Origin of the sequence: Tersicoccus solisilvae, from assembly GCF_014643255.1 — a bacterium.
Classification (GTDB): Bacteria; Actinomycetota; Actinomycetes; order Actinomycetales; family Micrococcaceae; genus Tersicoccus; species Tersicoccus solisilvae.
In genome coordinates this window covers 46,118-70,294 of sequence record NZ_BMJI01000010.1, presented here as the reverse complement: position 1 = coordinate 70,294, position 24,177 = coordinate 46,118, and the positions used below count along the sequence as shown (strand labels likewise).

General features: G+C 72.4%; 25 protein-coding genes. 19 read left to right on the top strand and 6 right to left on the bottom strand.

The genetic code is table 11. From position 1 onward, the window contains the following. The first annotated feature begins 82 nt into the window (after positions 1-82). Genes prfA through IEX22_RS09525 form a run of 3 tightly spaced genes read left to right on the top strand, consistent with a single transcriptional unit; the run spans position 83 to position 2,750 of the window. Positions 83-1,165, top strand: a complete 1,083-nt coding sequence (gene prfA / locus IEX22_RS09535; RefSeq protein ID WP_188668107.1) for a peptide chain release factor 1 — start codon at positions 83-85, stop codon at positions 1,163-1,165. After that, complete coding sequence (gene prmC, locus IEX22_RS09530; protein WP_188668106.1) at positions 1,162-2,091, top strand: peptide chain release factor N(5)-glutamine methyltransferase; 930 nt, start codon at positions 1,162-1,164, stop codon at positions 2,089-2,091. The genes prfA and prmC overlap by 4 nt, the downstream gene beginning before the upstream one ends. Beyond that, the gene (locus tag IEX22_RS09525) at positions 2,088-2,750 is read left to right on the top strand and encodes an L-threonylcarbamoyladenylate synthase (RefSeq protein WP_188668105.1); all 663 of its coding nucleotides are present in this window, start codon (positions 2,088-2,090) and stop codon (positions 2,748-2,750) included. The genes prmC and IEX22_RS09525 overlap by 4 nt, the downstream gene beginning before the upstream one ends. A gap of 29 nt (positions 2,751-2,779) precedes the next feature. Here the strand turns inward: IEX22_RS09525 and IEX22_RS09520 are convergent, their stop codons facing one another. Genes IEX22_RS09520 through IEX22_RS09510 form a run of 3 tightly spaced genes read right to left on the bottom strand, consistent with a single transcriptional unit; the run spans position 2,780 to position 5,672 of the window. Next, a complete protein-coding gene (locus IEX22_RS09520; RefSeq protein WP_188668104.1) occupies positions 2,780-3,760 on the bottom strand; it encodes an NAD-dependent epimerase/dehydratase family protein in 981 nt (326 codons plus the stop codon). Further along, positions 3,757-4,758, bottom strand: a complete 1,002-nt coding sequence (locus tag IEX22_RS09515; RefSeq protein WP_188668103.1) for a glycosyltransferase — start codon at positions 4,756-4,758, stop codon at positions 3,757-3,759. The genes IEX22_RS09520 and IEX22_RS09515 overlap by 4 nt, the downstream gene beginning before the upstream one ends. After that, the gene (locus IEX22_RS09510) at positions 4,755-5,672 is read right to left on the bottom strand and encodes a glycosyltransferase (protein ID WP_188668102.1); all 918 of its coding nucleotides are present in this window, start codon (positions 5,670-5,672) and stop codon (positions 4,755-4,757) included. The genes IEX22_RS09515 and IEX22_RS09510 overlap by 4 nt, the downstream gene beginning before the upstream one ends. Before the next feature lie 185 nt (positions 5,673-5,857). On the opposite strand from IEX22_RS09510, the gene IEX22_RS09505 reads away from it, so the two are divergent. From IEX22_RS09505 to IEX22_RS09450, 12 genes are all read left to right on the top strand, one after another. After that, positions 5,858-7,741, top strand: coding sequence for a polysaccharide biosynthesis protein (locus IEX22_RS09505; RefSeq protein WP_188668101.1), 1,884 nt, complete (start codon positions 5,858-5,860; stop codon positions 7,739-7,741). Between the two features lie 37 nt (positions 7,742-7,778). Beyond that, the gene (locus tag IEX22_RS09500) at positions 7,779-8,801 is read left to right on the top strand and encodes an MraY family glycosyltransferase (RefSeq protein WP_188668100.1); all 1,023 of its coding nucleotides are present in this window, start codon (positions 7,779-7,781) and stop codon (positions 8,799-8,801) included. 68 nt (positions 8,802-8,869) lie between these two features. Next, positions 8,870-9,259 (top strand): Cg1360 family ATP-synthase-associated protein, encoded by a 390-nt coding sequence (locus IEX22_RS09495; protein ID WP_188668099.1) that lies wholly within the window; start codon positions 8,870-8,872, stop codon positions 9,257-9,259. A gap of 421 nt (positions 9,260-9,680) precedes the next feature. Further along, entirely contained in the window at positions 9,681-10,490 is an 810-nt protein-coding gene (atpB, locus tag IEX22_RS09490; protein ID WP_188668098.1) for a F0F1 ATP synthase subunit A, read from the top strand. Positions 10,491-10,571: 81 nt separating this feature from the next. Beyond that, positions 10,572-10,784 (top strand): ATP synthase F0 subunit C, encoded by a 213-nt coding sequence (locus IEX22_RS09485; protein ID WP_188668097.1) that lies wholly within the window; start codon positions 10,572-10,574, stop codon positions 10,782-10,784. A 35-nt stretch (positions 10,785-10,819) separates the two neighbouring features. Further along, positions 10,820-11,428, top strand: a complete 609-nt coding sequence (locus IEX22_RS09480) for a F0F1 ATP synthase subunit B (RefSeq protein WP_188668096.1) — start codon at positions 10,820-10,822, stop codon at positions 11,426-11,428. Beyond that, positions 11,425-12,237: a F0F1 ATP synthase subunit delta gene (locus IEX22_RS09475; protein WP_188668095.1), complete on the top strand. Its 813-nt coding sequence runs from the start codon at positions 11,425-11,427 to the stop codon at positions 12,235-12,237. Before IEX22_RS09480 ends, IEX22_RS09475 begins: the two co-directional genes overlap by 4 nt. 101 nt (positions 12,238-12,338) lie before the next feature. Continuing rightward, complete coding sequence (gene atpA, locus IEX22_RS09470) at positions 12,339-13,973, top strand: F0F1 ATP synthase subunit alpha (RefSeq protein ID WP_188668094.1); 1,635 nt, start codon at positions 12,339-12,341, stop codon at positions 13,971-13,973. A gap of 73 nt (positions 13,974-14,046) precedes the next feature. Further along, the gene (locus tag IEX22_RS09465) at positions 14,047-14,937 is read left to right on the top strand and encodes a F0F1 ATP synthase subunit gamma (RefSeq protein WP_188668093.1); all 891 of its coding nucleotides are present in this window, start codon (positions 14,047-14,049) and stop codon (positions 14,935-14,937) included. Positions 14,938-14,986: 49 nt separating this feature from the next. Next, a complete protein-coding gene (gene atpD, locus IEX22_RS09460) occupies positions 14,987-16,447 on the top strand; it encodes a F0F1 ATP synthase subunit beta (RefSeq protein WP_188668092.1) in 1,461 nt (486 codons plus the stop codon). 2 nt (positions 16,448-16,449) lie between these two features. Continuing rightward, on the top strand, positions 16,450-16,746 hold the full coding sequence (locus IEX22_RS09455) for a F0F1 ATP synthase subunit epsilon (RefSeq protein WP_188668091.1): 297 nt from the start codon (positions 16,450-16,452) through the stop codon (positions 16,744-16,746). A 7-nt stretch (positions 16,747-16,753) separates the two neighbouring features. Continuing rightward, complete coding sequence (locus IEX22_RS09450; RefSeq protein ID WP_188668090.1) at positions 16,754-17,185, top strand: DUF2550 domain-containing protein; 432 nt, start codon at positions 16,754-16,756, stop codon at positions 17,183-17,185. A gap of 114 nt (positions 17,186-17,299) precedes the next feature. On the opposite strand, the gene IEX22_RS09445 is transcribed toward IEX22_RS09450, so the two are convergent. After that, positions 17,300-17,503: a cold-shock protein gene (locus IEX22_RS09445; RefSeq protein WP_076692750.1), complete on the bottom strand. Its 204-nt coding sequence runs from the start codon at positions 17,501-17,503 to the stop codon at positions 17,300-17,302. 241 nt (positions 17,504-17,744) lie between these two features. After that, positions 17,745-18,440: an endonuclease NucS gene (gene nucS, locus IEX22_RS09440; protein ID WP_188668089.1), complete on the bottom strand. Its 696-nt coding sequence runs from the start codon at positions 18,438-18,440 to the stop codon at positions 17,745-17,747. A gap of 33 nt (positions 18,441-18,473) precedes the next feature. Between nucS and IEX22_RS09435 the strand changes: the two genes are divergently transcribed. Both IEX22_RS09435 and IEX22_RS09430 read left to right on the top strand, forming a co-directional pair. Beyond that, a complete protein-coding gene (locus tag IEX22_RS09435; protein WP_229659913.1) occupies positions 18,474-18,794 on the top strand; it encodes an Rv1322 family protein in 321 nt (106 codons plus the stop codon). 50 nt (positions 18,795-18,844) lie between these two features. After that, entirely contained in the window at positions 18,845-19,639 is a 795-nt protein-coding gene (locus IEX22_RS09430; protein WP_188668088.1) for an alpha/beta hydrolase, read from the top strand. Between the two features lie 29 nt (positions 19,640-19,668). On the opposite strand, the gene IEX22_RS09425 is transcribed toward IEX22_RS09430, so the two are convergent. Further along, positions 19,669-20,958 carry an AI-2E family transporter gene (locus IEX22_RS09425; protein WP_438816615.1) on the bottom strand — a complete coding sequence of 430 codons (1,290 nt, stop codon included), beginning with the start codon at positions 20,956-20,958 and terminating at the stop codon, positions 19,669-19,671. Between the two features lie 271 nt (positions 20,959-21,229). Here IEX22_RS09425 and IEX22_RS09420 point away from each other — a divergent pair, with 271 nt between their 5' ends. Further along, on the top strand, positions 21,230-23,080 hold the full coding sequence (locus IEX22_RS09420) for a DUF8094 domain-containing protein (RefSeq protein ID WP_188668086.1): 1,851 nt from the start codon (positions 21,230-21,232) through the stop codon (positions 23,078-23,080). Positions 23,081-23,155: 75 nt separating this feature from the next. Further along, complete coding sequence (locus tag IEX22_RS09415; RefSeq protein WP_188668085.1) at positions 23,156-24,151, top strand: tetratricopeptide repeat protein; 996 nt, start codon at positions 23,156-23,158, stop codon at positions 24,149-24,151. The last annotated feature ends 26 nt before the right edge of the window (positions 24,152-24,177 follow it).

The following is a 24,177-nucleotide window of genomic DNA, read 5'->3' as shown; positions in this document are numbered from 1 at the left end:
CGCTGTCGGCGGTGCGGCCACCCGGCGGGGCGGCGTCGTCGTTGTCCCGCGTCGGGCCGGCAGGCCAGGAGAAGAGGAGACCATGTTCGAGTCGGTGCACGGCTTGCTCACCGAGCACACCGAGCTGCAGAGCGCGCTGGCCGATCCGGCCGTGCACGCGGACCCGCGCCGCGCGCGCCAGCTCGGGCGGCGCTATGCCCAGCTCAACGGCATCGTCGAGGCGTACCGCCGCTACGAGGCCGTCGCCGGGGACCTGGAGGCCGCCCGCGAGCTGGCCGCCGAGGACCCCGAGCTCGCCGCCGAGGTGCCCGGTCTGGAGGCCGGGCTCGAGGCCGCCACCGAGCGGCTGCGCCGGCTGCTCATCCCGCGGGATCCCGACGACGGCCGTAACGTCATCCTGGAGATCAAGGCGGGGGAGGGCGGCGAGGAGTCTGCCCTCTTCGCCGGGGACCTGCTGCGGATGTACACGCGGTACGCCGAGACGAAGGGCTGGAAGACCGAGATCATCGCCGAGACCGGCTCGGACCTGGGCGGGTACAAGGACGTCTCGGTCGCCATCAAGGGCTCCGCGAGCGACCCCGCCGACGGCGTCTGGGCGCACCTGAAGTACGAGGGCGGGGTGCACCGCGTGCAGCGGGTGCCCGTGACCGAGTCCCAGGGGCGGATCCACACGTCGGCCGCGGGGGTGCTCGCCCTGCCGGAGGTGGACGAGCCCGAGGAGATCGAGATCGGCGCCAACGACCTGAAGATCGACGTCTACCGCTCCTCCGGTCCGGGCGGCCAGTCCGTGAACACGACCGACTCGGCGGTGCGGATCACGCACGTGCCGACCGGCATCGTCGTCGCCATGCAGAACGAGAAGTCGCAGCTGCAGAACCGCGAGGCGGCGATGCGCGTGCTGCGCGCCCGGCTGCTCGCGCACCAGCAGGAGCAGATCGACGAGGCGAACTCCGCCGCGCGCCGCTCCCAGATCCGCACCATGGACCGCTCCGAGCGGATCCGCACCTACAACTTCCCGGAGAACCGGATCGCCGACCACCGCACCGGCTACAAGGCCTACAACCTCGACGCCGTGATGGACGGCGAGCTGGGACCGGTCGTCCAGTCCTGCATCGACGCCGACGAGGCGGCCCGCCTCGCGGCGCTCGGGGAGGACGTGGCGTGAGCCCGGACGCGGCCGGATCCGGCGCCGGACCGGTCGACCTGGCCGCCGCGCTGCGCACGGCCGCGACCGTCCTCGCCGCCGCCGGGGTCCCGTCGCCTCGCGCCGACGCCGAGCTGCTCGCCGCCCACCTGCTGGGCGTGAGTCGCGGCCGGGTCCGGGCGCTGGCGATCACCGGTGCCGACGCCCCGGCGGGCCTGGAGGACCTGGTCGGCGAGCGTGCGCGGCGAATCCCGCTGCAGCATCTGACCGGCAACGCCTCCTTCCGCACCGTCGAGCTCGCCGTCGGGCCCGGGGTGTTCGTTCCGCGGCCCGAGACCGAGTCCGTCGTCCAGGTCGCCCTGGACCGCCTGCGCGCGGCGGGCCTCTCCACCCCGCGCGTCGCCGACCTCGGCACCGGTTCCGGCGCGATCGCCGCGGCCGTCGCCGCCGAGGTGCCCGGGGCGATCGTGGTCGCCGTCGAGCGCAGCGAGCTCGCCCTCGCCTGGGCGCAGCGCAATCTGGCCGGCACCGGCGTCGAGCTCGTCGCCGGGGACTTCCGCTCCGCGCTGGCCGGGCGGGAGGGCACGTTCGACGTCGTCATCACCAATCCGCCGTACGTGCCGCCGGACGCCGTGCCGGTGGACCCGGAGGTCGCCGAGCACGACCCGCCCGAGGCGCTGTACGGGGGAGAGCGCGGGGGGCTCGAGCACCCCGCGGCCGCGGCCGTGGCCGCGGCCGCGGCGCTGCGGCCCGGCGGCTTCCTCGTGATGGAGCACGCCGAGCAACAGGGGCCCGGCGTCGAGCGGATCCTCGCGCAGGCCGGTTTCACCGGCATCGCCGGCCACCCCGACCTCACCGGCCGCCGCCGCGCCACCTCCGGCGTCCTGCCGGGCGGGAGGACGCCGGAGGCCACGCCCACCACCTCGAACGGAGAGACCCGCGCATGAGCGAGATCATCGACTGCACCGACGACGCCGGCCGGGCGGAGGGCCTGGCCCGTGCCCACGAGGTGGTGGCCGCCCAGGAGTGCATCGTGCTGCCGACCGACACCGTCTACGGCATCGGGGCCGACGCGTTCTCGCCCCGCGCCGTCGCGACCCTGCTCGCTGCGAAGGGACGTGGCCGGAACATGCCGCCGCCGGTGCTGGTGGCCCGGCCCGAGGTCCTCGACGGGCTCGCCACCGAGGTGCCGCAGCAGGCCCGCGACCTCGCTGCCGCCTTCTGGCCGGGCCCGCTCACCCTGATCCTGCGGGCTCAGCCGTCCCTGACCTGGGACCTGGGGGAGACGCGCGGCACGGTCGCCCTTCGCATGCCGGACGACCCGATCGCCCTCGATCTGCTGGGCCTGACCGGCCCGCTGGCCGTGTCCTCCGCCAACCGCACCGGCAACCCCGCGGCGTCCACCGCGGCCGGGGCCCGGGACCAGCTCGGCGACGCCGTGGGCCTGTACCTGGACGGCGGCTCGCGCGGTGAGAACGTGCCCTCGACCATCGTGGACTGCACCGGTGAACCATTCACGATCGTGCGGATCGGCGCCCTGAGCCCGGAGCGGCTGCGCGAGGTGGTGCCGGAGATCGTCGACGGAACGGCCGTCCCGCAGGCCTGACACCGGCGGCGCTCCGCGTCGGCCGGGCGTCAGGGTCGGTCGGTGCGGCCCTGCTGCCCGGCGCGGCGCAGCACGTCGCGCACGTCGCCGCGCACGGTGACGCCGTTCTGCCGGGCCCAGGCCGGGTCCGCGTCCTGCCCGAACCACATCAGCTCGACGCGTCGCACGGCGCCGCGCAGCCGGTCGCCCGCGAGCCGGGCGGCCAGGTAGCCGGTGCGCACGGCCGCACGGCACAGCGGTGCCGGCACCCGCAGCGGTTCGCGACCCCCGGCCAGGCGCAGCACCTCGTCCGTGCGCAGCCCCTCCCCGGGCTGCAGCACCACCGCCGGCAGCGGACCGGGCCAGGTGGCGACGGTCAGCACGAAGCCGACCAGGTGGCGCACCGAGACCACCGGCGTCGTGCGCGGCTGCCCGTCCGCGACCGACGCGAGCGGGGAGCGCGCCACCCGGGCGAGGGCGGCGGTGGTGGGCCGGCCCGCGCCCTGCACCGACGTGGCCCGGACGATGACGATGGCCGTGGGGGGACCCTGCGGCGCATCCGGCGGCGCGGCGGCGTCGTCCAGGCGCCGCAGCGCCCGCTCGGCGAGGGCCTTGGACCGGGAGTAGGCGGAGAACGGCGCGAGGTCGTCGGACTCGTCGAGGCGGGGCCGGTCGCCCTGCACCGCCGCCGAGGAGAGGTGGACGAGGCGCGTGACCCCGGCCCGCTGCGCGGCGAGGGCGGCCACGACGGGGAGCACGGCATTGGCCCCGGTCATCCGGTCCTCGGCCGCGCCGTCCGGGGCGGCCAGCCCGGCCGCGTTGATCACGACGTCCACGTCGCGGAACCGTTCGGCCAGGTCGGCCAGGGCCCCGGTCGCGGACCGCGCGTCCGCCAGCACCGCGTCGACGTCGCCGGCGCTCGATCGCAGCCGCGGGGCGACGACGGTGACCACGGACGCGGACTCGCGGTTGAGCCGGTCGACGAGCGCCTGGCCGATGAATCCCCGGGCTCCGAGCACCGCGAACCTCACGCGTCGGTCCCCGGCGACGGCGTTCCCGCGGACCGCACCGGCCACGCCGGTGGCGCGCCCATCTCGGGCCGCCACGCGGGGTCGTGCAGGATCGCCCGGCTGTCCCGCCAGCCGCGCCACAGGGGCACCACGCCCCGCACGCCGCGCTCGACGAGGAGCAGCCGGGCCAGTTCCTTGCCCGCCGTCAGCGCGGTGCCCAGCGCGAAGCCCGGCCGGGACCAGCGGTGTTCGGTCTGCAGGTACCGGGCCACGTGACCGCGATTGCGCATCACGTGGTATCGGCTCAGGTCGGACGAGTCGTTCAGGTGACGCACGCCCAGGTCCACCCGGCGCTGGGGGCGGATCTTGCGCAGCACGTAGCGGTCGACGTAGGTGACCGGTTCCGTGCGGGAGATCAGCCAGCCGTACATCGTGTCGTCCCAGGTGAGGAAGAAGCGACCGTCCGGCGGCCCGACCCGCTCGGCGGTGCGCCGGTTGAGGAACATGCCCTCGAAGCACCCCACGTCGGTGCGCATCACCGGCCCATGGGCGAACACGTCCCCGGGCACGGGCAGCGGCACGCCGAGCCACGCGTTGAAGCGGTTCTGCCAGAAGAAGGGCCGGCCCGTTCTGTCGCGGCGGCGTCCGTGCACGGCGCCCGCGTCGGCGAGGAAGGGCGCGATCACGCCGATCGCGTCGGGCAGCGCGACGACGTCGTCGTCCATCAGCCACAGCCACGCGGCGGCCCCCGGCGTCGTGGCGGCCAGCGCCGCGCGCACCCCCGCCCGGAAGCCCCCGGCACCGCCGCTGTTGACGGTCAGCCGCTCGACGACCACCGGGCAGGGGGCGGTCGCGGCGAACGCGCCGAGCACGTCCGGCGTGTCGTCGGTGCTCGCGTTGTCGACCACGGTGACGCCGGTCGGAGCGGGGTCCAGGGCGAGGATGCTGTCGAGCAGGCCGCGCAGGTAGCCGGACCGGTTGTAGGTGACGACGACGACGTGCACCGGCGGCGCGGTCATCGCGGCAGGTTCCAGGGCGGGCCGAAGGACCGGTTGCGCAGCCCGGCGACGAAGGGACGCGCCCAGCCGGCGAGTCCGGTGACGTCCCCACGACGCAGGAAGTACAGGGGGTATCCGACGCCGTCGGCGACGAGGGAGCGGACGCGACGGTAGCGCCGGATCAGCTGCCCCCGGTTGCGGTAGAAGTAGAAGCGCTTGGTGTCGGTCTCGGGGACCAGCACGTGCAGCCGATCGCCGAGCACGTGCCGCAGTTCGGCCTCCCCGGACGGGTGGCGCAGCGCCGCGGTGGTGACGGTGCCGAACCGCACGCCCGCCCGGCGCAACCGGAGCATGAAGTCGGTCTCGTCGCCGCGCAGGAACAGGCGCAGGTCCGGCAGGCCGACGGTGTAGAAGACGTCGCGGTGGATCAGGGCGCCGTTGAAGAAGTGCCCGACGTCCGCACGGAAGCCGGCGGCCTCGACCGTGGCCCGGTCGTGCGTGCTGTGGCCGGCGACCCGGAAGTGGAAGGAGAGCCGGGTCGGGTCGTCCGGGGTGACGACCAGCGGCAGCACCGCCTCGAGGCCCTGTTCCGTGGCGGCGTCGACCAGGGCGGCCAGGGTGCCGGCGTCCTCGGGATGGGCGTCGTCGTCCATGATCCAGATCCACTCGGCGCCGCCGGCCAGCGCCGCCAGGATGGCCAGGGCGAACCCGCCGGCACCGCCCAGGTTCACCTCGGAGCGCAGGTAGGTGACGGGCACCGCGGCGGCCTCCGCCAGGTGCCGCACCGGGGTGGCGCCGGCGTCGACGAGCACCACGGAGTCCAGCGGACGGGTCTGCCGGGCGAAGCCGTCCAGCAGCGCTCGCAGGTCGTCCGGCCGGTCCAGGGTGACCACCGCGGCCGCGATCCGCGCGTCGCGCGGGGAGTGCTGCGGCATGGGTTCCTTCCGGCCCGTCCCGCCTCCGGCAGGGGCGGCGATGGGTACAGTGGGGGTGGATTTCCCACCCTAGTCCACGGGTCCGGTGCCGCGGACTGACCGCCGCGCGGCGCGGAGACCGGCATCGCGGTGACGCGCCGTCCGGGGGGCGGGGGTGGCCTGTCGAGAGAACGAAACGGAGCACGATGGCACAGATCACCACCGGTGCCGGAGGGCTGCCCCGGGAGGACAAACCGGCGCTGTGGTTCTGGATCCAGTTCGCGCTGGACGCCGGTGCGTGGATGGTGGCGATCGTCCTCGCCCTGGTGCTGCGGTACGAGCTGACCGTCGACGCCATCGCCGTCCCGGACGTGATCCTGTTCGCGGCGCTCGCCATCGCCGGGCAGGCGGTCGTCGGGTATGCGTTCGCGCTCTACCGCGGCCGGTACGTGTTCGGCAGCTTCAACGAGGCCAAGCTGCTGGTGGTCGTCACCATCATCGTCTCCGCCCTGCTGCTGGCCGTGACGCTACTCTTCTACCGGTCGCTGCACATCCCCCGCTCCACCGCGCTGATCGCGTTCCCGTTCGCGTGTCTGTTCATGGCGGCCAGCCGCTACGTCAAGCGGATGTACGTCGAGTCCCGGGCCAAGCCGGGCTCGGCGGCGCAACGCACCCTGATCTACGGCGCCGGCTTCCTCGGCGGGTCGCTGGCCCGCCGGATGAACAACGACCCCCAGTCCCCGTACCGGCCCGTCGGCCTGATCGACGACGACCCCGCGAAGAAGCACCTGCGCATCGACAGCGTCCCGGTGCTGGGCCGCACCGAGGACCTCGCGGACGCGGTGCGCCGCACGCGCGCCACCGTGCTCGTCGTCGCCGTCGCGGACCTCGAGGCCAAGAAGCTGCGCGAGATCTCCGATCACCTGGCCGGCCAGCAGATCCGCGTCCTCGTGCTCCCGGCCCTGCGGGACATGCTCGCGGGCGGACCCGGCATCGCCGACTTCCGGGAGGTCGCCGTCGAGGACCTGATCGGCCGGCACCCGGTGGACACCAATGTCGACGAGATCGCCGGCTACCTGACCGGACGCCGCGTGCTGGTGACGGGGGCCGGTGGGTCCATCGGCTCGGAACTGTGCCGGCAGATCAGCGCGTTCGCGCCGGCCGAGCTGATCATGGTCGACCGGGACGAGTCGGCCCTGCAGGCCACCCAGATCTCCCTGACCGGACGCGGCCTGCTGGACGGTCGGGACACCGTGCTGGCCGACATCCGCGACGAGGAGGCGATCACCAAGATCTTCTCCCGCCGCCGGCCCGAGGTCGTGTTCCACGCCGCCGCGCTCAAGCACGTGTCCCTGCTCGAGCAGTACCCGGGCGAGGCGTACAAGACCAACGTGCTGGGCACCCTGAACGTGCTGCGGGCCGCGCTCGACGCGCAGGTGCAGACCTTCGTCAACATCTCCACGGACAAGGCCGCCAACCCGACCTCCGTGCTCGGCCACTCGAAGCGGATGGCCGAGCGGATGACGGCGTGGGCGGCGAACCGCAGCGGTCGCCGCTTCGTGTCCGTCCGGTTCGGCAACGTCATCGGCAGTCGCGGATCGATGCTGCCCCTGTTCACCGAGCAGATCCGCGCCGGCGGCCCGGTCACCGTGACCGATCCCGAGGTCAGCCGGTTCTTCATGACCATCCCCGAGGCGTGCCAGCTGCTCGTCCAGGCCGGCGCGATCGGCAGCCCCGGCGACGTGCTCATCCTCGACATGGGCGAGCCCGTGAAGATCCTCGACGTCGCCCGGCGGATGATCGCCATGTCCGGGCGTGACGTCGAGATCGTCTTCACCGGACTGCGGCACGGCGAGAAGCTGCACGAGGAGCTGATCGGCCGGGACGAGACCGACGAACGCGTGCACCCGAAGATCTCCCGCACCGCGATCGCGGAGCTGGACCCGGGCCGGCTGGACTACGAGGAGTGGAAGCGGCGGGCCGGCATGGACGGCACCGGACCGGAGACCGGCTTCATCTCGATCGTGCCCGCGCCGCAGCACGACGCGCGGCCCTACGAGCCGGGCTACCCGCCGGCCGCCGGCCAGTGATGGTGTTCGCCGTGCCGACGACGGGGGAACCGGCGCCATGATCCTCGTCCTGCTCGTCGTGCTGCTGCTCTCCGGGGCGCTGCCGGGCCTGCTGCGCCCGCTGCTGCTGCGCCGCGGCGTCATCGACGTCCCGAACGCCCGCTCGTCCCACGCCCGCCCCGCCGTGCGAGGCATGGGACTGGCGCCGTGGGCGGCCGTGGTCGTCGGCATGGTGCTCGCCCTGCTGACCGGGGCGGTGCGGGTGGACCGGGGCGTGACCGTGATCGTCCTGCTGGTCACCTGCGCGGCGGCCGTGCTCGGCTGGGTGGAGGACGTCCGCGGCGTCTCGGTGCGAGCGCGGGCCACCACCCAGCTCGTGATCGGCCTGGCCGGCACCACGGCCCTGGCCCTCGCGCTCGGCCAGTCCGGCTGGTGGATCCCCGCGGGAGCCCTGGCCATCGCCGCCTACATCAACGTCGCGAACTTCATGGACGGCATCAACGGCATCTCGGGACTGCACGGGGTGACGGTCGGCCTGTTCTACGCCCTCGCCGGCCAGCTGTCGGGACAGGGATGGTTGACGGTCAGTGCCCTCGTGCTTGCCGCCGCCTTCGCCGCGTTCCTGCCGTGGAACCTCGCCGGCGGCCGGGGGAGCGGACCGGTGTTCCTCGGCGACGTCGGCTCCTACCTGCTGGGCGGATCGATCGCGGCGATGGCTGCCGCGGGCTTCCTGGCCGGGGTGTACGTCGAGTACCTGCTGTCCCCGCTCGTCATCTATCTGGCCGACACCGCGTTCACGTGGTTCCGCCGCGTGCGGGCCGGAGCCCGGTGGTACGCCCCGCATCGCGAGCACGTCTACCAGCGCCTCACCGACGCGGGGCTGTCGCATCTGGGTTCGGCCGCCGTCGTGACCGGTTGCACGGTCGCGGTCGGGCTGCTGGGCACGGTGGCCGCGCAGGGGACCCTGGCGACGTCGATCTCCGCCACCCTCGCCGGGGCCGTGGTCGTCGTCGGCTACCTCGCCAGCCCGGCGGTGGCCCGCCGGCTGCGACGCCGGGCGACGGACGGGAGCCGACGGTGAGGGCGGGGCGGGGCCGCGCCGTAAGGCGGTCGCGCACCGTCGGCGAGTCGATGCCCGACGCGGGGCCCGTGCCGAGTGTGTGGCTGCCGATGCTCCGGCGCTGCCTGGCGATCTGCGTCCCGATCGCGGTGCTCGCGGCCGCGGCCGGTGCCGTGCTCGCCGGCTGGGGTGCCGGGGCCAGCGCGTTGGGTGCCGCGGCCCTGGTGATGGCCTTCTTCGCGATCAGCCTGCTCGTGGGCCACTGGTTCGCGTCGGCCGGCGGGTCGCTCGCTCTGCAGGCGTTCCTGCTCACCTACGTCGTCAAGGTCGTCGGGTTCGGCGCGGTGCTGCTGCTGCTCGGCCGGCCCGACTGGGTCGACCCCGCCTGGTTCGTCGGCACCGCCGTCGTCACCCTGATCGCCTGGCAGGTGGCCGAACTGGTCGGTTTCGCCCGCTCCCGACGGCTCTACCTGCCCTGACATCCGAACCGGTGCCCGACGCGCGGCGACGGCGGTGCCCGACGGCGTCACCGTGGCCGGGAGCGCCGGTGATCTTTGATAGGCTGACTGCAGCCAATCGACAACAACGAACCGCGTCGTTCCGCGCATCCGGGCCCCGTGACCGGATCGACGGAGTCGGAGGAATCCACCTCCGCGATCGCGGTTCCGACACCGGTGCCGGCGTACGCCGAGCGATCGACGTCCACGATGACGCGGACGACGAGCGGTCTCGACGACAGCACCGGGTCTTCCCGTGGCGGTCTCGATCGTTCTGATACGGTCGAACGGGCGCGAACGTCGCCGGGCGTCACCGTCCGGGCCGAGTATGTCTGGCCCCCGGGCAGTGCCCGGGTGTCCGCCGTCGAACGGCCCGACAACGAGCACGTAGAGAGGAACCGCGTTGATCGCGCTTGCGCTCCCCGCTGAAACCGGATCCGAAGGTGGCTTCGTTGCTCCCAGTCCGGAGGACCTGCACCTGCCGGACATCTTCCCCTGGTTCGCCCCCTACGGCACCGGCTTCGGCAAGCAGATGCTCGTCGTCCTGCTCTCCGCCGCGATCGTCGCCATCTTCTTCCTCATCGCCTCCCGCCGTCGCCAGCTCGTGCCGGGTCGGCTGCAGTTCGTCGGCGAGTCCGCCTACGGCCTGGTGCGCAACTCCATCGGCAAGGACATCATCGGCGAGAAGGAGTTCCGGCCCTGGGTGCCCCTGCTGACGGGGCTCTTCTTCTTCATTCTGGTCAACAACCTGATGGGGTCCATCCCGCTGTTCCAGCTGCCCGCGTTCTCCCACGTCGGCAGCGCCTACGCGATGGCCGGCCTGGTCTACGTGACCTGGATCATCCTCGGCTTCCGGCGGCACGGCGTCTCGTTCCTGAAGCTGATGACGGTGCCGGCCGGCGTGCCCAAGGGCCTGCTCGTCGTCGTGATCCCGCTCGAGATCATCTCCAACTTCCTCGTCCGGCCGCTCACGCACAGCATGCGACTGTTCGCGACCATGCTCGCCGGCCACATGATCATCGCCATCTGCGCGGTCGGCACCGAGTTCCTGTTCCTGCACGGCGACGGGATCATCAAGGGCCTCGGTGCCCTGACGCTCGTCGGCGGCATCGCGATGTTCCTCTTCGAGGTGTTCATCCAGGTGCTGCAGGCGTACGTGTTCACGCTGCTCACCGCCGTCTACATCCAGGGCTCGCTCGTCGAGGAGCACTGACCCGAAGTCTTCCCCGTCGGGGGAGTCGTTGCACCCCAACCCTGTCCGAGGCGTCCACCCGGGCATCGTGAAAGGAAAAGAATGGAAATCCACGGCAACCTGAACATGATCGGCTACGGCCTGGCCGCCATCGGCGGTGGCGTCGGCGTGGGTCTGGTCTTCGCGGCCTACATCAACGGCGTCGCCCGCCAGCCCGAGGCGCAGCGCGTGCTGCAGCCGCTGGCCTTCCTGGGTCTGGCGTTCACCGAGGCCCTGGCCATCCTCGGCCTGGTCTTCGCGTTCGTCATCGTCTAGTCCGTTCCGATATCCGACAGAGAGGACGGTGAGCGATGAATCGCCTGCAGATTCTTGCCGCTGAGGAGGGTGCGAACCCGCTGATCCCCAACGTGTGGGAGATCGTGGTCACCCTGCTCGGGTTCGGCGTGCTGCTCTACATCCTGATCAAGTTCGTCGTCCCCGCGTTCGAGAAGACCTATGCGGAGCGGACCGCGGCCATCGAGGGTGGCATCGAGAAGGCGGAGAAGGCTCAGGAAGAGGCCAACGCGGCCCTGACCGAGTACCGCCAGCAGCTCGAGGACGCCCGCGGCGAGGCCAACCGCATCCGCGAGGAGGCCCGGGCCGACGGTGCGAAGATCCTCGCGGACCTGAAGGCTCGCGCCGCTGCCGAGTCCGCTCGCATCACCGAGCAGGCCCACACGCAGATCGAGGCCGAGCGCACCGCCGCGGTCGCGTCGCTGCGCAGCGAGGTGGGCACCCTGGCCACCGCACTGGCCGGCAAGATCGTCGGCGAGGCGCTCGACGACGACGAGCGGTCCCGCCGGGTGGTCGACCGGTTCCTGAGCGACCTGGAGCACGCCGACGCCGGCAGCGCCGGGCACGGCTCGGTCCGCGCCGGATCGACGGCCGTGGGCTCGGACGGGAGCGCGGGAGACCGATGAGCGGGACCTCCCAGACCTCGCTGACCGAGGCGCAGCGCGACCTCGAGCCGCGGCTGGAGCGGGCGTCCGGCACGATGGCGCGCGAGCTGTTCGCCGTCGTCGATCTGCTGGACTCCTCGGCCGGCCTGCGCCGGGCGCTGACCGACCCGTCCCGCGAGAGCGAGCAGAAGGCGCAGCTGATGCGCCGGCTGCTGGCGGGCAAGGTCGGCCCGGACGTCGAGCAGCTCGCCGCGCGGGCCGCCGGTGACCGCTGGTCCGACGCGCGCGATCTGTCCGACGCGCTCGAGGACCTGGCCATCACGGTGGTGGCCGCGGACGCGGAGAACGCCGACGGCAAGGCCGGCCTGGACCGGCTGGAGAACGACCTGTTCTGGTTCACCCAGGTGGTCGAGGGCCGACACGACGTGCAGCGCGCCCTGGACGAGCCGCAGGCGTCGCCCGACGCGAAGTCGACCCTCGCCCTGCGACTGGTTCCCGGCGTCTCGCCGCAGGCCCAGCTGCTGATCGACCGTGCCGCCCGTGCCCCCCGGGGACTCAAGCCGGTGGCCCTGGTCGAGCGCTTCCTGCGCCGGGTGGCCGCCCGGCAGCAGCGGTGGATCGCCGAGGTCGCCGTCAGCCGTCCGCTGACCGACGACCAGTTCCAGCGACTGCAACAGGGTCTGAACCGGCTGTACGGCCGCGACCTCAAGGTCACCGTACGGCAGGACCCCCAGCTCCTCGGCGGGCTGCGGGTCAGCGTGGGCGACGAGGTCGTCGACGCCTCCGTGCTGAACCGCCTGCACGAGCTGCAGCGCCGGCTGGCCGGCTGAACCCCATCCGTTCGCGGAGCGCAGCGCTTCGCCCAGCGACAACCACCGCTCACCGCGCACGACGCCCGGTGGGCACGACTACAGGAGAGTAGGGACTGACGATGGCCGAATTGACCATCAACGCCGACGAAGTCCGGGACGCGTTGAATGAATTCGCGGCATCCTACGAGCCCGGCAACGCCGAGCGTGTCGAGGTGGGCCGCGTCACCACCGCGAGCGACGGCATCGCCCGGGTCGAGGGACTGCCCTCGGCGATGGCGAACGAGTTGCTGCGGTTCGAGGACGGCACGCTGGGCCTGGCCCTGAACCTCGACGTCCGGGAGATCGGCGTCGTCGTGCTCGGCGACTTCACCGGGATCGAGGAGGGCCAGGAGGTGCACCGCACCGGCGAGGTCCTCTCGGTGCCGGTCGGGGACGCGTACCTCGGCCGCGTGGTCGACCCGCTCGGCCACCCGATCGACGACCTCGGCGAGATCAAGGCCGAGGGCCGGCGTCCGCTGGAGGCCCAAGCCCCCGGCGTGACCGCCCGCAAGTCGGTGCACGAGCCGCTGCAGACCGGCCTGAAGGCCATCGACGCGATGATCCCGATCGGCCGCGGCCAGCGGCAGTTGATCATCGGCGACCGGCAGACCGGCAAGACCGCCATCGCGGTCGACGCCATCCTGAACCAGCGCGAGAACTGGGCGTCGGGCGACGTGCAGAAGCAGGTGCGCTGCGTGTACGTCGCGATCGGCCAGAAGGCCTCCACCATCGCCGCCGTCCGGCAGACCCTCGAGGACAACGGCGCGCTGGAGTACACCACCATCGTGGCCTCCCCGGCTTCCGACCCCGCCGGCTTCAAGTACCTGGCCCCCTACGCCGGCTCGGCCATCGGCCAGCACTGGATGTACGGCGGCAAGCACGTGCTCATCGTGTTCGACGACCTGTCCAAGCAGGCCGAGGCGTACCGCGCCGTGTCGCTGCTGCTGCGGCGCCCGCCGGGACGCGAGGCCTACCCGGGCGACGTGTTCTACCTGCACTCCCGGCTGCTCGAGCGTTGTGCGAAGCTCTCGGACGACCTGGGCGCGGGCTCGATGACCGGCCTGCCGATCATCGAGACGAAGGCGAACGACGTCTCGGCGTACATCCCGACCAACGTCATCTCCATCACCGACGGCCAGATCTTCCTGCAGTCGGACCTGTTCAACGCCAACCAGCGCCCGGCCGTGGACGTGGGCATCTCGGTGTCCCGCGTCGGTGGCGCCGCGCAGGTGAAGTCGATGAAGAAGGTCTCCGGCACGCTGAAACTGGACCTGGCCCAGTACCGCGACATGCAGGCGTTCGCCATGTTCGCCTCGGACCTGGACGCCGCGTCCCAGCAGCAGCTGACCCGTGGCGCCCGGCTGATGGAGCTGCTCAAGCAGAAGCAGTACTCGCCGTTCCCGGTGGAGGAGCAGGTCGTCTCGATCTGGGCCGGCACCAACGGTCACCTCGACGACGTCCCCGTCAACGAGATCGGCCGGTTCGAGCGGGAGTTCCTCGACCACCTGCGCCGCAAGGACATCGCCCTGACGACGCTGGCCCAGACCGGCAAGCTCGAGGACGAGACGGTCGCTGCGCTGGAGTCCGAGCTCACCGAGTTCAAGAAGGGCTTCCTGGGGCAGGAGTCGGCCTACGGCCACGCCGGTTCCGAGCAGAACGAGGCGATCGACGCCGAGGACATCAACCAGGAGCGGATCGTCAAGCAGGCGCACTGAGCTCGACCGACGGGGTGCGGCTGGCCCGCACCCCGTCGGCCCGGTTCGACCGCCTCACGAAAGGAAACACCCGATGGGAGCGCAGCTTCGCGTCTACCGCCAGAAGATCGAGTCGACCAAGTCGACGCAGAAGATCTTCAAGGCGATGGAGATGATGGCCACGTCGCGCATCGCCAAGGCGCGCTCACGCGTGAGTGCCTCGACGCCGTACGCACGGGCGATCACCCGCGCCGTCTCGGCCGTGGCGAGCCAGCACGACCTCGATCACCCGCTGACCACCGAGCCGGAGCGCGTGCGCCGGTCGCTCGTGGTCGTGCTGACGTCGGACCGCGGGCTCGCCGGGTCCTACTCGGCGAACGCCCTGAAGAAGGCGGAGGGCCTGATCCAGCGGCTCAAGGACGCCGGGTCCGAGCCGAAGCTGTACCTGGTGGGCCGCAAGGCGCAGGCGTACTTCCAGTTCCGCCGCCGCTCGTTCGAGAAGGCGTGGACGGGGGACACGGACGCACCGACCTACGCACTGGCGCGGGAGATCGCCGAGGCCGTCCTGGCCGAGTTCACCACCCCGTACGAGAAGGGCGGAGTCGACGAGATCCACGTCGTCTACACCCAGTTCCAGTCGATGGTCGCCCAGGTGCCCCAGGTGCTGCGGCTGCTGCCGCTGGAGGTCAGCGAGCAGCGGGTCACCAGCGAGTCGGATCTGCTGCCGCTCTACGAGTTCGAACCGGAGCCGGCCCAGGTGCTCGACGCGCTGCTGCCCCGGTACATCGAGTCGCGGATCTTCGCGGCCCTGCTGCAGTCCTCGGCCAGCGAGCTCGCCTCGCGGCAGCGGGCGATGAAGCAGGCCGGCGACAACGCGGCCGACCTGATCCGCACCTACACCCGGCTGGCCAACAACGCCCGGCAGGCGGAGATCACGCAGGAGCTCTCCGAGATCGTCGCCGGCGCGGACGCCCTCGCCTCCTGACCGGTCGATAGAATCCGTACCAAGCCATCCACCAAGTGAAGTGAGAGAGATGACTGCCACACTGAACGACCAGGGCACCGGGACCACGTCCGGCGGCGCGACCGGGCGCATCGCGCGCGTGATCGGTCCTGTCGTCGACGTCGAGTTCCCGGCGGACGCGCTTCCCGAGATGTACAACGCGCTCACCGCCGAGCTCACGGTGGGGGAGACCACCCGCACCATCACGTTCGAGACCTCCCAGCACCTGGGCGACAACCTCGTCCGCGCGATCTCCCTGCAGGCGACCGACGGCCTGGTCCGTGGCACCTCCGTGGTGGACACCGGTGCCCCGATCTCCGTCCCGGTCGGCGACGTCGTCAAGGGTCACCTGTTCAACGTGCTCGGCGAGGCGCTCGACGTGCCCACCGCGCAGCTCGAGGTCACCGAGCGCTGGCCGATCCACCGCAAGGCGCCGGACTTCGCCCAGCTCGAGGGCTCGACCGAGATGCTGGAGACCGGCATCAAGGTCATCGACCTGCTCACCCCGTACATCAAGGGCGGCAAGATCGGCCTGTTCGGCGGTGCCGGCGTCGGCAAGACGGTGCTCATCCAGGAGATGATCACCCGCGTGGCCCGTAACTTCGGTGGCACCTCGGTGTTCGCCGGCGTGGGCGAGCGCACCCGTGAGGGCAACGACCTCTGGGTCGAGATGGAGGAGGCGAACGTCCTCAAGGACACCGCCCTCGTGTTCGGCCAGATGGACGAGCCGCCGGGAACGCGTCTGCGGGTGGCCCTGTCCGGTCTGACCATGGCGGAGTACTTCCGCGACGTGCAGAACCAGGACGTGCTGCTCTTCATCGACAACATCTTCCGGTTCACCCAGGCCGGTTCCGAGGTCTCCACGCTGCTCGGCCGCATGCCGTCCGCGGTGGGCTACCAGCCGAACCTGGCCGACGAGATGGGTCTGCTGCAGGAGCGCATCACCTCCACCCGCGGTCACTCCATCACGTCGATGCAGGCCATCTACGTGCCGGCGGACGACTACACGGACCCGGCCCCGGCGACGACGTTCGCCCACCTGGACGCCACCACCGAGCTGTCGCGGGCGATCGCCTCCCGCGGCCTCTACCCGGCCGTGGACCCGCTGACCTCGACCTCGCGCATCCTCTCCCCGCAGTACGTGGGCCAGGAGCACTACGACGTCGCCACCCGCGTCAAGCAGATCCTGCAGAAGAACAAGGAACTGCAGGACATCATCGCGATCATGGGTGTCGACGAGCTCTCCGAGGAGGACAAGGTCACCGTCTCCCGGGCGCGCCGCATCCAGCAGTTCCTCTCCCAGAACACCTACACCGCCAAGCAGTTCACCGGCGTGGAGGGTTCGACCGTCTCCGTCAAGGACACCATCGAGGGCTTCAACGCGATCTGCGTCGGCGACCTCGACCACGTGGCCGAGCAGGCGTTCTTCAACGTGGGCGGCCTGGACGACGTCGAGCGCAACTGGGCCCGCATCCAGGAGCAGACCAAGTAGCCATGGCTGATTCCGCGTCCGAACTCGAGGTCGAGGTCGTCGCCTCGGACCGCTTCATCTGGTCCGGGGGCGCGCGCATGGTCAAGGCGCGCACCACCGACGGCGACATCGGCATCATGCCCGGCCACACGCCCGTGCTGGCCCTGCTCGCCGAGGGTGAGGTGGCGATCGAACCGGTCACCGGCTCCCGCGTGCGGGTGCAGGTGTCCCAGGGCTTCTTCTCCGTGGACCACGACCGTGTGGTGATCGTGGCGGACGACGCCACGGTGGCCGACGGCGCCGGGGCCGGGAGCCGCTGAGAGCCGTATGAACGCAGGCGTCGTCGCGGTCATCGTGCTCGTGGTGATCGTGCTCGCCTGCTTCGGCCTGGTGGCGGCGGGGCTGCTCCGCCGCCATCAGCTGCGTTCCGCCTACGGAACGTTCGACGCCTCGCTGCGCCGCCCCTCCGGGCGGTGGCAGCTGGGCGTCTGCCGTTATAAGGACAACTCCCTGGAGTGGCTGCGCACCTTCTCCGTCAGCCCGGTCCCGGTGGAGGAGTACTGCCGGCCCCGTCTCGACCTCATCGGCTGGCGGGAACCGACCGAGGCCGAACGGCGCCGCATCCAGCCCGGCGCCGTGATCGGCGTGGTCGAGCACGACGGCGCCCAGACCCTCATCGCCCTGTCCCGCGACGCGTGGGCGGGGCTCTCCTCGTGGGTCGAGGCCGGCCCGTCCCGGCGCGTCGGCAATTGGCACTGACGCCTTCCCACGACGGCGCGGCCGTTCACGCCCAGCGTCCTCCCGGGCCGGGGACGGACGAAGAAGGCCCCCGGCAGCCGTGCTGCCGGGGGCCTTCTCGCAGTGACGCCGAGATCAGATGACGGTGACGCCGGTGGCCTGCGGGCCCTTCTGGCCCTGACCGATCTCGAAGGACACGCGCTGGTTCTCGTCCAGGGTGCGGAAGCCGTTCGTCTGGATCTCCGAGTAGTGGACGAACACGTCGCCGTCGGAGTCGTCCGGGGTGATGAACCCGAAGCCCTTTTCAGCGTTGAACCACTTGACGGTTCCCTGTGCCATCGAATTTCTCCTCATGATGGTGCGGTGAAGACCGGCACACCTCGTACCGGTCGTCGTTACTGACGAGGAGACGCACGGAACCCGGAGGGCTCAGTTGCGGATCATCGCTCGCAACGGCCTTGCGAGCGGAAAATCCAACCACAAAGACACCACAAGCAAAACACATGGGAAGGGCCGGGTCAACGCGGTGTCAGGCTCCGGTGCCGCGACGTGACAGGGACCTCGACGGCGGCGCCGGACCTCAGAACAGGCGGGTGTGCGCGTCGTCGACCCCGCGCAGCGCGTCGTAGTCCAGGGTCACGCAGTCGATGCCGCGATCGGTCGCCAGCACCCGTGCCTGCGGCTTGATCTGCTGCGCCGCGAAGACGCCGCGCACCGGGGCCAGCAGCGGGTCCCGGTTGAGCAACTCGAGGTACCGCGTGAGCTGTTCGACGCCGTCGATGTCGCCGCGCCGCTTGATCTCGATCGCGACGGTGCCCCCGTCGGCGTCGCGGACGAGGATGTCGACCGGACCGATCGCCGTCGGGTACTCCCGGCGGACCACCGACCAGCCCGCGCCGATGGTGTGGATCTGGTCGGCCAGCAGGCGCTGCAGATCCGCCTCGACGCCGTCCTTGATCAGCCCGGGGTCGACGCCGAGGTCGTGACTGCTCTCGTGCAGGATCTCCTCGATGGTGATGACGAGCCGGTCGTCGGTCTTGGCGTGCTGCACGGTCCAGATGCTGACGGCGCCGGCGGCGGCGGCTTCCTCGTCCGGCTCGCTGATGCGCAGGGTGGCCGGCGGGCTCATCCAGTTCAGCGGCTTGTAGGAGCCACCGTCGGAGTGCACCAGCACCGAGCCGTCGGCCTTGACCAGGAGCAGCCGGGTGGCCAGCGGCAGGTGGGCGCGCAGCCTCCCGACGTAGTCGACGGAACAGCGGGCAATGGTCAGACGCACCGTTCGACTCTACCGGCCGGGCAGAATGGGAGCGTGCCCCGCTCCAACCGTCCCTCCCGCCCGTCGCGGCCCTCGGTGCGGCGCGGGCGACGCCCGGCACCGGAGCCGCGCGACGTCGAGAACCTGCTCGGCGGGATCCGCCGCACGGAGAGCACCCGACGCGGCGAGTTCGTCGTCGCGCCCGTCAGCGCCCAGCGTGCCGTCAAGAGCTACGTGTGTCCCGGGTGCGGCAACGCCGTGCTGCCCGGCACGGCGCACGTGGTGGCCTGGCGGGCCGACTGGATCATGGGCGACGAGGCGGCCGCGGCCGATCGGCGGCACTGGCACGAGCGCTGCTGGCGCGCGTTCCGCTGAGCGCGCCCACCCTCGCCGGAGCGACCGTCGACCGTCGATACACTGACCGGATGACCTCCGCCGCCCCGACCTTCGACTTCCGCGCCGCCGACGAGCCGGCTCCGATCCGGGCCGCGACGGTGCTGCCCGCCCGGCGGGAGAACATCGAGCTGCACACCTCCGACGGGCTGACCCTGGTCGGGGAGCTCGCACTGCCGGCCGACCGGGACCCGGTGGCCACCCTCGTCACCCTGCACCCGCTGCCCACGGCGGGCGGCTTCATGGATTCGCACGTGTTCCGCAAGGCGTCCTACCGGCTGCCGGCGCTCGCGGACCTGGCCGTGCTGCGGTTCAACACCCGGGGCACCTGCTCCCCGCGCGGCTGCAGCGAGGGCGAATTCGGCGACGGGGAGGCGGAGCGGGCCGACGTCGATGCCGCCACCGCGTTCGCCGTCGAGCGCGGGCTGCCCGCCCGCTGGCTGGTCGGCTGGTCCTTCGGCACGGAGCTGGCGCTCAAGCACGGGGCGGTCCCGCCGGTGGCCGACCGGATCGAGGGCGCCATCCTGCTGTCCCCGCCGCTGCGCCGCGCCGGCGACGCCGACCTGGCGGCCTGGCGCGCGTCGGGCAAGCCGTTGCGGGTACTCGTGCCCGAGCACGACGACTTCCTCCGGCCGGCCGAGGCCACCGAGCGTTTCGCGGCCGTGCCGCAGTGCGAGCTGACCGGCGTCGACGGCGCCAAGCACCTGTGGGTGGGGGAGAAGTACGTCGGCCGGGCGCTGCAGGAGATCGTCGACGTCGTCCGCGGCCCCGGGACCGTGACCCTGCCGGCCACGTTCGACGGGCCGGTTGCCACCGCGGCCGACTGATATCCCGCCGGGCGGTCAGCCGGACGGCCTCACAGCCGGTCCTGCCGGGCGATGAAGACCTCCCGCACGAGCAGCAGGACCGCGGCCGCCGTCGGAATCGCCATCAGCGCGCCGAGCACACCCAGGAGTGAGCCGCCGGCGATCACGGCGATCACCGCGACCGCGCCCGGCACCGCGACGGCCCGCTGCATGATGCGCGGCGAGACGAAGTACGCCTCGAACTGCAGGTAGGCGAAGTAGCAGATCGCGAACGCCACGGCCGTCTGCCAGCCGGCGGTCAGCGCGATCAGGGACACCAGCACCCCGGCGATCATCCCGCCGACCAGGGGGATGAACGCGAGCAGGGCGACCAGGAACGTGAGCAGCACCGAAAACGGGACGCCGACGATCGACATCACGATGAATGCGAACGCGGCGTTGAGCAGCGCGACGACGGCCTGCCCGATCACGTAGTTGCCGACGCCGTCGGTGATCGCCTCGCCGAGCGTCTCGACGCGGGTGCGGCGGGAGCGCGGCGCCAACCGGTACGCCCAGCGCTTCATCGCCGGCATGGAGGCGAGGAAGTACAGGGTCAGCACGAGCACGATCAGGGTCCCGAACAGGGAGTTGACGATCGCCGTGCCGATGCCGAGCACCCCGCCGGCCACCGAACCGACGGCCGAGGAGTTGGAGAAGAACTTCGTCGCCTCGGTCTCGACCCAGGAACGGACGTTCAGCTGACCGTCCACCTGGTGGAAAAGGTCCGAGTCGAGGAAGTCCTGGACGAACCCCGGCGCGGCCTGCACCAGCTGGCTGGTCTGGTCCACGATGGTCGGGATCAGGGTCGCGATGAAGATCGCGACGCCGCCGGCGAGCACGAGCAGGACGCCGATGATGCCGAGCGGCCGCGGGACCCCGTGCTTCTCCAGCCAGCGGACGACGGGCTCAAGACCGAGCGAGATGAACAGCGCGGCCGCGATCCACAGCAGCAGCTGGCTGTTCGACGTGACGACGTAGTAGAGGCCGAGTGCGATGCCGACGCCGACCGTGCCGAGGAAACCCCAGTACAGGGGACTGCGCCCCGTTCCGATCGGTCCCGGAGGGCCGTACGCCAGGTCCTCGGCGTTGACCTCGTTGCCGTCGGCGTCGAAGTAGTGGTGCTTGACCGCCTCCACCTCCGGGGGGAGGTCGAACCGGCGCCGGGGCTGCGCGCCGGGGATCGGCCTGATGACGCGGCGCGCCGCGCGGCGCCACCAGGGCGGCCGGGGTCCCGTCGCCGGGCCGGCCGGGGGCGGGGACAGGCGCGGCTCCTCGTCCGGTCGGTCCGATTCCGTGTCCACCGGCGCACCCTCTCGTCCATCGTCGTCGTCGTGCACCGCGGGATCGTGGTGCACGCCAGTGCTCAGTGTGCTTGGTGTCCGGGTGCCCGGTCCAGTCGAGGGTCGCGAGTTTGGAGGCCCCGACAACGAGATGGTTACCATTGACCGGCCGTTCCGGGCGTGGGACACGCGCGGTGCGCGGCGATTCCCCCGCCGGTGACCGGCCGGACCGAGGACGAGAACCGACGTGGGAGATGCCGTGCCGATGACGAGGGTCCGACGAATCGGCGCGATGGCGCTCCTGGCGGTCGGGCTCGTGGCCCTGCTGGCGGGCATCGGGATGCGCACCTGGTGGCTGCCGCCGGCGACGACGTCCGTCTCGGCTCCCGCGCCGTCGGGCTCCGCGCCGGTCACCGTCCTCGACTCCGGGATCGCCGGCATCGGTGCCGGCAGGGACGTCGATGTGTCGATCAGGGCGGCCGGCGCGTTCGTCCTGGCCCAGGGCCGCAGCGCCGACGTCGACGCGTGGGTCGGCCCCGCGGCGCACACGACCGTGCGTGCGCAGGGCGACGGCCTGGCCACGACGACGACCGACGGCGAGGCGCGGGTACCGACTCCGGTGGACGCCGACCTCTTCGTCAGTGCGCAACGGGCCACGGGCGAACTGACACAGCGGTGGACCGTTCCCGCGGACGGGGACTGGTCGCTGCTGCTGACCGGCGACGGCGGCGGGGCCGCCCCGTCGGACGTCACCCTCACGTGGGCGAACGACCGGTCCACGCCGTGGGCGGTGCCGCTGATCGTGCTCGGCGCCGTCGCGCTCGTCGCCGGCCTCGCGCTGCTGGTGCTGTGGCGGCGCGCCCCCGGCCGCGGCCGGCCCGCTGCCGGCCCGGGCCGCGGGCACGGCCGGCACGCCGCACCGGCGGTCGCGGGCGCCGCACGCTCCGGGTCGACCGCCGTGCCCACCACCACGAACGATCCGGCCGGCCCGGCGACCGTCCCGACCGGCACCTACCGGCCCGACTACGGCACCGCCGGCGCCGGCGGTACCGCCTCCGACCCCGCGCCGGGCGAACAGCGCAGCACGGCCGATCGTCCGCGACCCCGGTCGATGCGCCGCGCGGTGGTCCCCGGCGGCCTCGCGCTGGCGCTGACCTGCGCTGTCCTGACCTGTGCCGTCCTGACCTCGGGTGCCCGGCCGGCGGCGGCCGCCCCGAGCGGGACTCCCGGCGCCACCGCCCCGGCGTCCGCCACCGCCGACGCCACCCTCGCCCTGCAGCCGCCCCAGGTGGACCGCATCATGGGCTCGATCGCGGACGTGGTCGGCCGCGCCGACGCGGCGCGCTCGGCTGCCGCCCTGACGTCGCGGATGAGCGGGGAGGCCCTCGCGGAGCGCACCGCCAACTACCGGATCCGCGCGACGGCGCCGTCCTACCGCGCGCCCGCCGCCATCGCCGCGGGGCCCGTGCTCGCGCAGATGATCACCACCGGAACCGGGTGGCCGCGCACCGTCGTCATGGTGACCAAGGACGACGACAGCACCGTGCCGCAGATCCTCACCCTGACGCAGTCGTCGGCGCGGGAGAACTACCGGGTCGTCTCCGCGGTGGGGCTGCTGCCCGGCACCACGTTCCCGCAGGCCGGCTCCGACCGACCCGCCGCCCGCCCCCTCGATCCGGCCCGAGCGGACGGCCTGACCAGCTCGCCGCGGGCGGCGCTGGCCGCGCTCGCATCCGTGCTCGACGCCGGTCGTCCCGCCTACACCCGCACGATCGCGAAGAACCGGTTCGTCGACCAGCTGATCGCCGGTCAGGCCGCCGCCGTCAAGGCCAACACCGGGGCGCGGATCACCGCGAAGCACACCCCGGACACCGCCCTGACCCGCGTGCTGCAGACCTCCGACGGCGGGGCACTGGTGATCGGCACCCTGCGGAACACGGTGGCGGTGGCGCCGAAGGAGAAGGGCGGCACCATCACCCTGCGCTCCGAGCTGGCGGCCCTGGCCGGCGGGACGACGGCCCGCACGCCCGTCGAGATCCGGTACGGCGAATCCGTGGTGCTGTACGTGCCCGCGGCCGGGTCACGGGAAGCGGCGCAGGTGATCGGCGCGGCGCAGGAGCTGCTCTCCGTCACGCGCCGCTGATCGGGGCGGCGCCGACCGGCGGCGCGGGCTCGGCGCCGATGTGCCCGCTCGGGGGCGGCTGGCTAGGCTGAGGTCATGACCACTCCTCGCCCCGGTTCGCCGGTGCCCTCCTCGATGAACCTGCGCGGTGCCGTGGACCTCTCCGCGCTCAAGGCGCGCGCGCAGCGCCCCGAGTCCGCCGCCGGGACGCCGGGTGCCGCAGGCTCCGGCGCGGGCGCGGGCGCGGGCGCGGGCGCCTCCACGCCCTCGCCCTGGGTGGTCGAGGGCAGCGACGCGCGGATCAACCAGCTGGCCCAGCTCTCCGGCCAGGTTCCCGTCATCCTCCAGCTCTGGTCCTCGGCCAGCGAGATGTCCCAGCAGATGCTGGATCTCATGGGCGAGCGGGTGCACGCCCGCGGCGGGCGCCTCGCCCTGGCCACCATCGACATCGACGCGAACCCGCAGATCACCCAGGCGTTCGCCGTCCAGGGCGTCCCCGCGACGTTCGCCCTGATCAAGGGGCAGCCGGTGCCGCTCTTCACGGGCGCCCAGCCGGCCAGCCAGATCGACGCGTTCTTCGACGAGCTGCTGCAGGTGGCGCAGGCCAACGGGGTGACGGGCACCCTCGGCGGCGAGGGGGACGAGCCCGGCGACGAGCCGACCGACGCCGAGCCGGCCCTGCCACCTCTGCACCAGGAGGCCGTCGACGCCATCGACGCCGGCGACTACGAGCGGGCGATCGCGGCGTACCGTCGTGCCCTGGCCGAGAGCCCGGCCGACGCCGACGCCGCGGTGGGACTGGCCCAGGTCCAGCTGCTGCAGCGCCTCGACGGCGTCGACGCGGCCGCGGTGCGCGCCGCCGCGGCCGACCGTCCCGATGATCTGCACGCCCAGCTGACCGTCGCCGACCTCGACCTCGGCGGCGGCCACGTCGAGGACGCCTTCTCCCGGCTGATCGGCGTCGTCGGCCGCAGCGCCGGCGACGACAGGGAGGCCGCGCGGGCTCGACTCGTCGAGCTGTTCGACGTCGTCGGGGCCACCGACCCGCGCGTCTCCCAGGCCCGGTCCGCGCTCGCCCGCGTCCTGTTCTGAGTCAGGCGCCTCGCGGTGGTGCAAGC

What these genes read in the sequence shown, in the direction of transcription:
- prfA (WP_188668107.1), top strand. Translation starts at nt 83, where the DNA reads ATGTTCGAGTCGGTGCACGGCTTGCTCACCGAGCACACCGAGCTGCAG.
- IEX22_RS09525 (WP_188668105.1), top strand. Translation starts at nt 2,088, where the DNA reads ATGAGCGAGATCATCGACTGCACCGACGACGCCGGCCGGGCGGAGGGC.
- IEX22_RS09515 (WP_188668103.1), bottom strand. Translation starts at nt 4,758, where the DNA reads ATGACCGCGCCGCCGGTGCACGTCGTCGTCGTCACCTACAACCGGTCC.
- IEX22_RS09510 (WP_188668102.1), bottom strand. Translation starts at nt 5,672, where the DNA reads ATGCCGCAGCACTCCCCGCGCGACGCGCGGATCGCGGCCGCGGTGGTC.
- IEX22_RS09505 (WP_188668101.1), top strand. Translation starts at nt 5,858, where the DNA reads ATGGCACAGATCACCACCGGTGCCGGAGGGCTGCCCCGGGAGGACAAA.
- IEX22_RS09500 (WP_188668100.1), top strand. Translation starts at nt 7,779, where the DNA reads ATGATCCTCGTCCTGCTCGTCGTGCTGCTGCTCTCCGGGGCGCTGCCG.
- IEX22_RS09485 (WP_188668097.1), top strand. Translation starts at nt 10,572, where the DNA reads ATGGAAATCCACGGCAACCTGAACATGATCGGCTACGGCCTGGCCGCC.
- IEX22_RS09480 (WP_188668096.1), top strand. Translation starts at nt 10,820, where the DNA reads ATGAATCGCCTGCAGATTCTTGCCGCTGAGGAGGGTGCGAACCCGCTG.
- IEX22_RS09475 (WP_188668095.1), top strand. Translation starts at nt 11,425, where the DNA reads ATGAGCGGGACCTCCCAGACCTCGCTGACCGAGGCGCAGCGCGACCTC.
- atpA (WP_188668094.1), top strand. Translation starts at nt 12,339, where the DNA reads ATGGCCGAATTGACCATCAACGCCGACGAAGTCCGGGACGCGTTGAAT.
- IEX22_RS09465 (WP_188668093.1), top strand. Translation starts at nt 14,047, where the DNA reads ATGGGAGCGCAGCTTCGCGTCTACCGCCAGAAGATCGAGTCGACCAAG.
- atpD (WP_188668092.1), top strand. Translation starts at nt 14,987, where the DNA reads ATGACTGCCACACTGAACGACCAGGGCACCGGGACCACGTCCGGCGGC.
- IEX22_RS09455 (WP_188668091.1), top strand. Translation starts at nt 16,450, where the DNA reads ATGGCTGATTCCGCGTCCGAACTCGAGGTCGAGGTCGTCGCCTCGGAC.
- IEX22_RS09450 (WP_188668090.1), top strand. Translation starts at nt 16,754, where the DNA reads ATGAACGCAGGCGTCGTCGCGGTCATCGTGCTCGTGGTGATCGTGCTC.
- IEX22_RS09445 (WP_076692750.1), bottom strand. Translation starts at nt 17,503, where the DNA reads ATGGCACAGGGAACCGTCAAGTGGTTCAACGCTGAAAAGGGCTTCGGG.
- IEX22_RS09430 (WP_188668088.1), top strand. Translation starts at nt 18,845, where the DNA reads ATGACCTCCGCCGCCCCGACCTTCGACTTCCGCGCCGCCGACGAGCCG.
- IEX22_RS09420 (WP_188668086.1), top strand. Translation starts at nt 21,230, where the DNA reads ATGGCGCTCCTGGCGGTCGGGCTCGTGGCCCTGCTGGCGGGCATCGGG.
- IEX22_RS09415 (WP_188668085.1), top strand. Translation starts at nt 23,156, where the DNA reads ATGACCACTCCTCGCCCCGGTTCGCCGGTGCCCTCCTCGATGAACCTG.